The organism is Streptosporangiales bacterium (assembly GCA_009379955.1).
Classification (GTDB): domain Bacteria; phylum Actinomycetota; class Actinomycetes; order Streptosporangiales; family WHST01; genus WHST01.
Window position 1 is genome coordinate 1 of record WHST01000172.1, and the last position, 11,178, is coordinate 11,178.

The following is an 11,178-nucleotide window of genomic DNA, read 5'->3' on the forward strand; positions in this document are numbered from 1 at the left end:
GCCGTGGGTCGCGCTGCTCGTCGGCTCGGCGACGTTCGTGCTGCTGTTCCTCGCGTTCGGGTCGGTCCTACTGCCGCTCAAGGCGGTGCTCATGAACGTCCTGTCGCTGAGCGCCACCTTCGGCGCGCTCGTCTGGATCTTGCATCCTGGTACCAGGCAACGGTGCCGCGGCGGATCTCGCGTTCAGGCGTTCGCAGGGGTTGTTCGACCAGATCGGGCGCCAGATCTCCTTCGGAACGCGGTGAACGCGAGCATTCGGGTCACGCTCATCAGGTTGGCGGCGGATCGGTGCGGCACCGCTGCTACGACGCGCCAGGCAGTGTGGCGCCGATCGCCGCGGTCAAGCCGCTGTGCGCGTCCGATGCGACGGGCAGGATACCCGCCAGGCGCGGTCAGGTCGCGCAGGAACCCGAGCCAGCCGCCAGGTGCGAGGAGATGACAATGGCCGACGTCGAAGGAGGCCGGGTTTCGGGCCAAGGCAGTGGTGATCTGGCAGACTGGCCGTTCGTATCGAGAGCAGATGATCGGTGATGACCGAGGATATACCGACTCAGCTGGCAGCATCCGAGGTGACGGCCGCGCCGGTCGCCCGGCGACGCGCGCTCGTCTGGGGTGCCGTGGCCGGGCTCGCCGGGATGTTGTTTTGGATCATCGGGCTGGCGATGGTCCCCACCACCGTCCACCTGTCTGACGGAGACGCCGCGGTCGCGAGCATGGTCCGAGCCGCAGCCGTCCGGCTGTTCATTGCCATCCAGTTGGCTGGCCTGGGAACCGTGTTCCTGTTGATCCTCCTGACCGGCTTGACCGTGGCGGTGCCCGGCGGCGCGCGAGGTGGGACATCGCTGCGTGTCGGCCTGGTCGCCGGTGTGCTCACTCAGGCACTGGTCGGTACGAGCACCGTCTTCGCCGCGGTGGCGGTCTTCTCCGCCGCTCACGGTGGCGGTGCGGCGCTTGTCGCGTCGGGGTGGGCCGGCCTGTTCGCCGGGTTCGCCGTATCCGCGATACCCACCCTGGTGATGACTGTCGGCGTCGTGCTCGGCACTCACGTTGCACGCCTCGCCCCGCCGTGGGTGGGCGCCCTGGGTTTGTTGTCCGGCCTGGCCCACATCCTCGCCGCGACCACGTTCGCCCGCACCGGGCCGTTCGCCCTCGACGGACCCATCGGATTGCTCACCCCGCTGACGACGGTGGTGTGGATCATCGCCCTGTCGGTCGTCCTCCTCGTGCGAGTCGCCAAGTCACACCGAGCGTCGCCGTAACCCTGTCGGTCACACGACGGCGATTCCCGTGCCATCATGCGCGCGTGCGGCAAGATGACCGCCAAGGCCAACACCAAGATCCTCTGGTGGGTCGACGACGGCGGGAACGAGGCGCTGGTCATCCACGGCAAGGAGGCGTCGACGGGCAAGACCTTCACCCAGCGGGTCGACGGGATCGGCGGCGGTCAGTACCCAGCGTCCCTGTCGTGCCGGCCAAGGGCTGCTGGACACTCACTGAGACGGTCGGAGATCGCCGTGCCGGCGCCATCACCATCGCGGTCGATGACAGGCACTGACCCCGCCCAACGCTGGCGCTATTTGGCGGGTTCGAGCCACTCGTCGACGCGGCGACATGGCACTACGTTCCGGAGAACGTGGCGAGCAAGGTCAAGCCGCCGCGGGTGGCGCGCCACCGCCCGTCGGTGTGGACACCCGACCAGCTGGCGACCTTCCTGCGACGCATCCGCCACTACCGGTTCTACCCGCTGTACCTGCTCGCGGTGACCACGGGCATGCGACGGGCCGGGCTATGCGGTCTGCGGTGGTCGGTCGTCTACCTGCGAACACGACAGCTCGCCATCGAGGACACTCGTGTCGTCGTCGATGGCCACGCCGAAGACGGTGACGGCAAGACTGACAACGCCTCGCGGATGCTCGCTCTGGACGGCACCACGGTCGCCGGGTTGGAGGGCTGGCGGGCCGTCCAGGACGAGGAACGGCCGTTCTTCCTGCCCCAGCATCGTGCGAGCGACGTCGGCAAGTGTTCCGCGCCCTCGGTGACGAACGCGTAGCGCAACGGATCAGGATCGAGCTGGGCGATGACCGGCGACACGTTGATGCCCCGATCGACAGCGGCGACCAACTCCTGGCTCAGGACGTGGACTTGCCGCAGTCTCTCGATCTGCTCGGGGGTGTGGTTGCCGCTGCAGGAGCCACAGGAGTCGATCACGTACTCGGTACTCCTTTGCTGATGAGTCGGGGAACTTCGGCGAGTGTTGTCGGGCACAGGAGTCCGAGGCGCCGTAGTTCATCGTGTACGTCGACGGGAAGTCCGCTGCCGTCGTCCTGGTTGAGCACACCGCCGATCAGGATCGGCCCGTCGAAGCCCTGCTCGGTCGCGGCTGCTGCGAGACGCTTGCCAAGGGCCGCTGCTGCGCCGTTATACGTGGAGACGACGATGGCGTCCGCGTCCTCGGCCACGGCAGCGTTCGTGGCCGCCTCCGGCGTGGAGCCGCTGGAGAGGCTGATGACCTCTGCGCCGAGGTTGGGTAGTGCCGCCGCCAGGACATCGTGAGCCAGGTCGTGCACGTCCAGGCCGGCGACGACGACGCGTACACCGTCGAGCCGGGTCTCAGCGTGCGCTTCGATCTGTCCGACCAACCCCTTGGCAGTACTCGCCTTCCACGGCTCGAGGCTGGCAAGTCCAGGAGGCGGCTTGATATCGACGATGCGCTCTAGCTTGCGGATCTCGGTGTGCCTGAGAGCGAGCAGCAAGGATCCAGGATCGGTACGGTCGACGCCTTGTTCGACGAGGTACTCGATGATTCGAGAAGACGCCGACTCCGCATAGGCGACCGCGGTCTTCACTTCGACGTCCAGACGTGACCAGTCGAACAGGTCGCTGCTACGCCTCGCTTCGATTTCCACTTCTCGAGCCGCGAGCTGCACGTCGATGACCTCTGCGGCGTTCGGGATTCGAATGTTCTCGGTCAGGGGAACCGGGTTCAACGCATGGCCGGTCGGAGCGGCCAGCTGCGTTGCGATGTCGACGAGCAAATAGTCGTCGAGCACGGATCGATTGCGGGCGAGGTCACGTCCGTAATCGACGGTGTTCCCGTAGATCATCGAGCCCACGCCGTCTGTGCCCTGCATCTCAAGCAAGGCCAGGGCGAGGAACGCTCTGGCGGGCAGCTGGGGCACGAGTCCCCCGAAGCAATGAGCGACTCGGACACCAAGGAGGTCGTTCAGGATATGCTTCTCCAGCGCCGCCCATGCCAGGTAATTGCCATACGTGGAGAACTGCATGGCGGGCCCGTCGTCGAGGTACGAGTGGACAATGGCCCCTTGCGGCCTCGCGTACGCCATGGCACCCAGCGCACGGAGGGTCGCGTCTCTCAACTGGTGCTCGTCCCAGCCACCCGGTGGATCGAACGAGAAGTACTGACCGATGTTTCCCAGCGTCGTGATCCCCACGGCCAGGGCTCTGACCGTGTTCTCCAGGGACGCGGGAGTGCCGATGACGAAGTCACCGAGGTGTGGTTGGGCTGTCACGGCATTGGCGACGTCGTCCCAGTCCTCCGCTTCGAGGCGAGGCCCGGTCTCCTTCTGAGCCGCACCGCGTTGCTCTTCCGGTAAGCCCATCGCGCTCTCGAGACACAGACCGAACCTGTCGAGCCGGTGCCCGTCTGATTCGAGTGCGTCCGTGATCTCGTGCAGTGCGGTCCTCGTCGCGGGCCACGTGCCGAGCCCGATGTGTGCGTGATACATGACGCGGCGATTCTCGCGTGCCTGCCGCTTGTACTCGAACTCTGAACCCACGTCGGCGGCCGTGGACAGACGTGATCTACCTACGCCATGCGTAGCAACGGCGTGGGCGCCTTCCTCCAACAAGGCACTGGTGTTCGAGGCTGCGGCATTGCCGGGCGTTACCACGTGAAAGCACCTCCGCTACCGCCGCGTCCCACGCTTCGACCCGCACGCGAGCGACCTGCGCTGTCCGGCTGCCTGTCAGGGGGAGCCGACCGGCTCGCCCTTGCGCTGCCTGCCCGCGATGTCGTCGAAGTCCTCCTCCATGGCCGAGGTCGGAGGTGCTCCCAAGCGGTTGAACACGAAGATGCAGATGAGACTCACCGCGACGCCTGGGATCATCTCGTAGAGCCCGATGGTGTCGAGCTGCTTGTAGATGAGCACCGTGGCGCCGCCGCCGATCATGCCGGCTATCGCGCCGACCCGGTTCATCTTGCGCCAGAACAGGGAGATCAGCAGGACCATCCCGAAGGCCGCGCCGAACCCCGCCCAGGCGTACGCCACGATGGCGAGCACGCTGCCTCCCCGCAGCGCCAGTAAGAATGCCACGATGGCGACGCCGAGCACGACGAAGCGGCCTACCCACAGCAGGTGGATGCCGGAGGCCTGCCGGTTGAAGAAGCGCCTGTAGACGTCCTCGCTCAGCGACGACGCCGCGACGAGCAGCTGGGACGACGCGGTGCTCATGATGGCCGCGAGGACACCGACGAGGAACAGGCCCGCGAGCCAGCCGGGGATGATGTCCTGCACCAGCTTCAGGAAGACGCTCTCGGGATCGGCGAGCGGCTGCTTGAAGTAGGCGATGCCGACGAGACCGAGCACGACTGCGGCACCCATTCCCGTGACGCCGTAGGTCACGCCGATCCGCCTGGCCTTCGGGATCTCGGAAGCCGACCTGATCCCCATGAACCTGACCAGGATGTGCGGCTGCCCGAAGTACCCGAAGCCCCACGCGAGCCCCGAGACGATGGCGACCAGGCTCACCGATCCCGCTGACGTCCACTTTCCGTCCGCGAGGCTCACGTTGCCCACGAGCGAGAGCAGGTCGGGGTTGCGTTGCGACAGGGCGTCGGCCATAGGACCGAACCCGCCGACGAGAGCGATCGTCGCTATCGGGATCACGACCACGGCCCCCCACATCAGCACGGCCTGCACGGAGTCGGTGTAGCTCACCGCGAGGAAACCGCCGACGAACGTGTAGACCACGACGACGCTGCCCGTGACGATCACGCCGAACGTCGCGCTCGTGCCGAACACCGTCTCGAAGAGAACTCCACCTGCTACCAGGCCCGAGGCCACGTAGATGGTGAAGAAGACGATGATGATCACCGCGGAGATCAGGCGCAGCAGATGGGTTCGGTCCTCGAACCTGTTCTCGAAGTACGCGGAGAGGGTGAGAGCGTCGCCCTCCTTGCCGCTGGTGAAGTCCCTTGCCCGCTGGGAGTAGTCACGCAGCCGCGCCGCGACGAACTTCCAGTTTGCGTAGAGCCCGACGAACAGTCCCAGGATGATCCAGGAGGCGCCGAGGCCGCCCAGGTACGCGGCGCCGGGGAGCCCGAGCAGCAACCAGCCGCTCAGGTCGCTCGCCATCGCGCTCAGCGCGGTCACCCAGTAGTTGAGTGAGCGCCCGCCGAGCACGTAGTCGGAGAGGTCCTTGTTCTTCCGATAGCACCAGCCACCGATGAGCAGCATCGCGCCGAAGTAGACGACGAAGGTCGTCGTATAGGAGGCCTGTTCTGACATCTTGTCTCCCGGTGCCTTCCCATCCGACCTCGCGAGTTCAGGAACGCCGCATCGTCGGTGGCGTCGCGTGAACGGTGTCGGGGTGGTCGAGCAGACGTACCGCGCTCAACGCCTCGATCCGCTTTTCGGCCAGCCTGTCGGCGGCGCGGTAGTACGGGATGCCCTCCCGGTCTGCGATCGCGAACACTTCCTGCGTACGTTCGAGAATCCGCAGCACGTTGGTACGCGCGCGCTCTGGATTGAAACCGCCCTTGCGGTAGCGGTCGGTGTCGAAGATTGTTCCGCCGGAGTTGGCCACGTAGTCGACGGCGTAGACGATGCCCCGCTCGGCGAGCTCGTCGCCGTGACGGTTCTCGGCAAGGATGTTGTTCGCGGAACCGGCGACGACCTTGCCCCTCAGCCTGCCGACGGTGTCGTCGTTGATGACCGCACCGAGCGCGTAGGGCGCGAAGATCTCGGCATCGACGTCGTAGATGGCGCTGGGCCCGACCGCGTCGACACCGTGTTCCCGCACCGCCAGCTCGACCTTGTCGGGGTCGATGTCGGACACCGTCACCCGTGCGCCCGCCTTCACCAGCAGGGCGAGCGCCTTGCTTCCCACCGCACCGAGCCCTTGCAGGGCGACGGTGCGTCCGGCGAGGTCGGTGTCTCCCCAGACGCGCTCGGCACACGCGCGCATCGCCTGCACAGAGCCAAGTGCGGTGGACGGTGAGATGTCACCGGCGCCACCGCAGTGTTCTGGCAGCGTCACGACGTGTTCGGTCTCCGCGTAGAGCGTCTCCATGTCGGCCAGGGTGGTGCCGACGTCCTCACCGGTGATGTACTCGCCGCCGAGCTGGTCGATCATCCGGCCCATGGCGCGCAGCAGCGCCTCCGACTTGTCCTTCTTCGGATCGCCGATGATCACCGCCTTGCCGCCGCCGAGGTCGACGCCGGCAGCCGCGTACTTGTACGTCATCCCCCTGGCGAGGCGCAACGCGTCGAAGATCGCGTCTTCCTCGCTCGCGTACGTCCACATCCGCAGGCCACCGGTCGCAGGCCCCAGGGCGGTGGAGTGGATGGCGATCACGCCGCGAAGACCCGTCGCGCTGTCGTTGACCAGCACTACCTTCTTGAAGGCGTGCTCCCGCAGGTAGTCGAACACCGGCGCGGTCATGCTCTGCATGTTCCCCTCCCCTGCTCAGTTGGCCGTGTAGCCGCCGTCGACGTAGAGCACCTGTCCGGTGACGTACGACGCCGAGTCGCTGGCAAGGAAGACCACGGGCCCGCCGAGCTCGGCGGGGAGGCCGCGCCGCGCCATCGGCGTGAAGTCGATGACCTGACGTTGCTTCTCCGGCCGGTCGTGCTCGCCGGTCGCGTTCTGCATGATGTTCTCGAAGTAGCCGGGCGCGATGGCGTTGACCCTGATGCCGTGCGGCGCCCACTCGACCGCCATCGTGCGCACGAGCTGGTCGATGCCACCCTTGCTCGCGGCGTACGCCGTAAGGCCACGGATGCCGACCTTGCCGGCGATCGACGAGATCATCACGATCGACCCGCCCTCACCCTGGTCGATGAGCCGCCGCGCGACGAACTGCGCGCAGTGGAAGTAGCCGCTCAGGTTCGTGGCGATGACCTCGTCCCACTCGTTCTCGTCGTAGGTCTCAGCCGGCTTGATGATGTCGGTGCCCGCGTTGTTGACGAGGATGTCGAGCCGGCCGTACCTGTCGACGGCGGAGTCGACGAGCGCCGCACAGCTGTCGCGCTCGGTGTTGTCGAACTGGGTCGCCGACGCGGTGCCACCCGCTGCCGTGATCTCCGCGGCCGTGGCCTCGGCCACCGCCAGGTCACGCCCACTGATGACGACCGACGCGCCCTGGGACGCCAGGGCCCACGCCATCGCCTTGCCGAGCCCGCGGCTCGACCCGGTGACGACGGCAACCTTCCCGGTCAGGTCGAACGTGGGGGAAGCATTCATCGACTCGACCGCCAATTGATTCGACCTCCACTCGGCGTCCACGGCGCCCGTTCCCGGGCTGGCGCGCAACGGCCGAACTTGGTGCATGTCTAATTGGATACCGTAATGTACACGCCGCTGTTCGGGCCTGGCAATGGATGAATGGACAGTCAGATCAGGCGGTCGACGATGAGCTCGACGGCGCTGGTGATGTGCTCGCGCGTCAGCAGCTCCGCCTTGTCACCGGCGCGACGGCGCACGGCGGCCGCGATCGCGACGTGCTCGTCGAGCGACGCGACGGCCTGGCCGTCGGAGTACAGCGCGGCGAGCCGGTAGTTGAAGTAGTAGGTGCGACTGTGGCGGATGCTCTCCACCAGGCGCTCGTTGCCCGACGCCGCCACGATGCAGTCGTGGAAGCGGTCGTTCACCTGCACCAGCAGGTCCCGCGGGATCACGTCGGCGGCCTGCGCACGCAACTGCTCGTCGATGAGCGCACCGATCTCGTCGAGCTCACGGTCGCTCGCCCGTTCCGCCGCGAGCCTGGCGGCGTAACCCTCCAGGGCGAGCCGCACCTCGTAGATCTGGCGGATCTCCGACTTGCTGAACTCGCGAACGGCCCAGCCACGCCTGACACGCACGATCAGCCCCTCGCTGCCGAGCCGCTGCAGCGCCTCGCGCACCGGGGTGCGGCTCGCGTTCAGCTCCTCGGCCAGCTCCAGCTCGACCAGCCGCTGGTTGGGCCGGTACCTGCCGTGCAGGATCGCGTCGCGTAGTCCCTGATGGACCGCCTCGCGCAGCGAGGTCCCGCGCCGCGCGTCGGGCTCCGTACGCGACTCCACAGCTACCCCCTAGCTCGCGTATACAAGACAGCATACGCTGGCCGATCCCCTCAACCAGCGGCCAGCGCCTCGCTCGACGCGCGCATCCCCGACCTGACGGCACCCTCGAGCCCGCCAGGCCCCACCCGGTCGTCGGTGTGCTCCCCGGCGAAGAACACCACGTCGGCCAGCGGCCTGCGCACCTCGGGCAACACCCGGACACGCTGGTCACCCAGTGGCGCCCTGACGACCGCGCGCGCGAACTCGTCCCGCGTCCAGCTGTGCGAAAGTGCCGCCAACCGCGTCACCTGACGGCCGGCGAGCACGGCGACGTCACGGTCGAGCGCGTCGAGGAACGCGTCGTCCACGGACGCCGGCTCGGCGTCGCCGCCCGGCATGGAGGACAGCAGCGCAGAGTCGCCGGACTGGTGCCTCGACTGCTCGACGAGCCACGGCGCGACTCCGTCGGTGAAGCAGCCGGCCCGGACCGCTGCGGCGACAGCCGCTCGTTCCGCGTACTGGACGACGACCTTGGTCGCCGTGCCGTAACAAAGCTCCGCCAGCGCACGCACCTTCTCCGGCGGCAGCGGCGGGTCGAACCCGAGCCCCACCGTCAACGGCCCTGGCACGGTGACGACGACGCGGTCGGCGGCGACCGATCCCTCTTCGGTCTCGACCACGGCTCCCCCTGACCGCCAGCGGATCGCACGTACCCGTTCGCCCAACCTGATGTCCAGCTCCGCCGCGAGCCGACGGGCCAACAGGTCGTTGCCGCCGCTGATCCGGTACGAACCACCCTCGTGCGTCAACTGCCGCTCGAACTCCCCCGCGTCGGCATGCCGGAGCGAGGTGACGGGCGTGTACTGGGCGAACGCGGTCAGGAAGGCGACCACCTCGGCGGGAGCCGACAACCTGCTCGACCACGCCTGCAGGTTCTCGAACGGCGCGGGCGGCGCGTCGCGGTAACGCTCCCGCAGCCAGCCCGTCACCCGCACCCGCTCGACACGAGGCAGGCGACGTCCGCCGATGAGCATGCCGGGCGCCTCGGGATCGAAGTAGCCACAAGGCACCGCCTCGAGCCCGAAGCGCTCGACGAGCGCGAGCACGTTGTGCTGCCCGACGTACAGCGTCTCGGCGCCGAGCTCGGCGAACTGGCCGCCGAACAGGCCGTCGTGCAGCGTCCACAACCGACCGCCGACCCGGTCGCGCGCCTCGAGTACCGCGACCTGGTGACCGGCCCTGCGCAGCTCGTCTGCTGCAACGAGGCCGGACATCCCGGCACCGACGACGACGGCCCTCATCCGGCCGCCCGCCTCGAGCCGGCACGTCCTGCCGCGATGTGCACGGGCGTGCCGAGGCCGACAAGAGCGGCCTCCATGAACGACTCGCTCATCGTCGGATGCGGATGGATGGTCTCCGCGAGGTCCTCCAGGTTGGCGCGCATCTCGACGGCGAGCGCGGCTTCCGCGACCAGGTCGGAGGCGTGTGGTCCCACCAGCTGCGCGCCGAGCAGCATACCGTCCGTGCGCACGTACACCAGCTGGGTGAAGCCCGCGTCCTCGGCCAGGGTGCGCGCACGTCCGAGGGCGGAGGTGGGGAAGGACGCGACCTCGGCGTCATAGCCCTGCGCCCGAGCCTCGTCCAGCGACAGTCCGACGGTGGCCACCTCGGGATCGGAGAAGACCACCGCGGGCACCGCACTCGGGTCGAACGCGTTCGCGACGCCGCAGAGCACGTCGACGGCGACGCGCGCCTCGGCGGTGGCCTTGTGTGCGAGCGCGGGACCTGGCGTGATGTCCCCGATCGCCGCGACCGAGGGCGTGAGCAGCCTGTCCTGCCCCACCGCGAGCAGCCCGTCCGCGCCGGCGGTCACGCCCAGCGCGTCGAGGCCGACGTCGTCGGTGTTGGGCATCCTGCCCACGGCGACGACGACACGGTCGCCGTCAAGCCACTCCTCGGCTCCCGCGGGGCCGCGTACGGTCAGCCTTTCGCCGTCGTCGGCGACGACCGTCGTGCCCGTACGCACGTCGACCCCGAGCCTGGCCAGCCTGCGCGCGACGGGTACCGCGATCTGGCCGCCGAACGCGGGCAGGATGCCGTCGGCCGGCTCGACGATGGTCACCCGCGCGCCGAGCTTGGCGAGCGCCGTGCCGAGCTCGATGCCGACGTACCCGCCGCCGACGACGGCGACGCTCTCCGGCACCTGGTCGAGTGCGAGCACGTCGGTGGAGTCGAGGACGCGCACGCCGTCGCGGGGCACGGGTGGGAGCTCCGCGGGCCTCGAACCCGTGGCGAGCACGCAGGAACGGAACTGGACGTGACTCGGCGGCCCCGCACCTGACTCCACCGCACCCTGGTCGCGCCGGGTGAACCTGAACCTGCCCTGCCGCACTTCGACGCCCGCCTGGTCGAGCAGTCGCCCGACCCCTGACCTGAGGCCGTCGACGAGCCGTTCCTTCCACACCTGGAACGCGACCAGGTCGACGTCGGCGCGCGGCACGCTCAGTCCACGTTCCGCCCAGTCGCCGAGCCCGTGCGCGGTGCCCGCGAGCTCGATGAGCGCCTTCGAAGGTATGCAGCCGACGGACACGCAGATGCCGCCGAGACCACGCTCACCCGCCGCGTCGACCAGCAGCACGGACCTGCCGCGGCGGGCGGCGTGCAGCGCGGCGACGTAACCGCCTGGGCCACCGCCGACGACGAGCAGGTCGACGCCTTCGGGCATCTCTCCGACCACCATGTGCGTCTCCCGCCGGTAGTAAAGACCTGAACGGATGGTTGGAGATCAGGACATCCCCCTGATGGGGTAAACGGGCTTGGTGTCCCAACCACTCATCAGGAGGATGTCTTGTCCAAGGGTAGTAGTCGCCGGCTGTCTCGTGGGGACCGTCGCCGC

Annotated in this window: 9 protein-coding genes; 2 read left to right on the forward strand and 7 right to left on the reverse strand. The window is 68.3% G+C overall.

Annotated features, from left to right (window positions below; genetic code table 11):
• Positions 1-530 precede the first annotated feature (530 nt).
• Both GEV10_30285 and GEV10_30290 read left to right on the forward strand, forming a co-directional pair.
• Entirely contained in the window at positions 531-1,259 is a 729-nt protein-coding gene (locus tag GEV10_30285; protein MQA82699.1) for a hypothetical protein, read from the forward strand.
• Between the two features lie 374 nt (positions 1,260-1,633).
• Positions 1,634-2,050, forward strand: coding sequence for a hypothetical protein (locus GEV10_30290; GenBank protein ID MQA82700.1), 417 nt, complete (start codon positions 1,634-1,636; stop codon positions 2,048-2,050).
• 154 nt (positions 2,051-2,204) lie between these two features.
• Here GEV10_30290 and GEV10_30295 read toward each other — a convergent pair whose 3' ends face one another.
• From GEV10_30295 to lpdA, 7 genes are all read right to left on the reverse strand, one after another.
• A complete protein-coding gene (locus GEV10_30295) occupies positions 2,205-3,911 on the reverse strand; it encodes a hypothetical protein (protein ID MQA82701.1) in 1,707 nt (568 codons plus the stop codon).
• Positions 3,912-3,986: 75 nt separating this feature from the next.
• Positions 3,987-5,528: a sodium/proline symporter PutP gene (gene putP, locus GEV10_30300; GenBank protein ID MQA82702.1), complete on the reverse strand. Its 1,542-nt coding sequence runs from the start codon at positions 5,526-5,528 to the stop codon at positions 3,987-3,989.
• A 37-nt stretch (positions 5,529-5,565) separates the two neighbouring features.
• Positions 5,566-6,684: a leucine dehydrogenase gene (locus tag GEV10_30305; protein ID MQA82703.1), complete on the reverse strand. Its 1,119-nt coding sequence runs from the start codon at positions 6,682-6,684 to the stop codon at positions 5,566-5,568.
• Positions 6,685-6,708: 24 nt separating this feature from the next.
• Complete coding sequence (locus tag GEV10_30310; GenBank protein ID MQA82704.1) at positions 6,709-7,485, reverse strand: glucose 1-dehydrogenase; 777 nt, start codon at positions 7,483-7,485, stop codon at positions 6,709-6,711.
• A gap of 149 nt (positions 7,486-7,634) precedes the next feature.
• Positions 7,635-8,303 carry an FCD domain-containing protein gene (locus GEV10_30315; protein MQA82705.1) on the reverse strand — a complete coding sequence of 223 codons (669 nt, stop codon included), beginning with the start codon at positions 8,301-8,303 and terminating at the stop codon, positions 7,635-7,637.
• A gap of 50 nt (positions 8,304-8,353) precedes the next feature.
• Complete coding sequence (locus tag GEV10_30320) at positions 8,354-9,583, reverse strand: FAD-dependent oxidoreductase (protein MQA82706.1); 1,230 nt, start codon at positions 9,581-9,583, stop codon at positions 8,354-8,356.
• A complete protein-coding gene (gene lpdA / locus GEV10_30325) occupies positions 9,580-11,022 on the reverse strand; it encodes a dihydrolipoyl dehydrogenase (protein MQA82707.1) in 1,443 nt (480 codons plus the stop codon). The genes GEV10_30320 and lpdA overlap by 4 nt, the downstream gene beginning before the upstream one ends.
• Between the last annotated feature and the right edge of the window lie 156 nt (positions 11,023-11,178).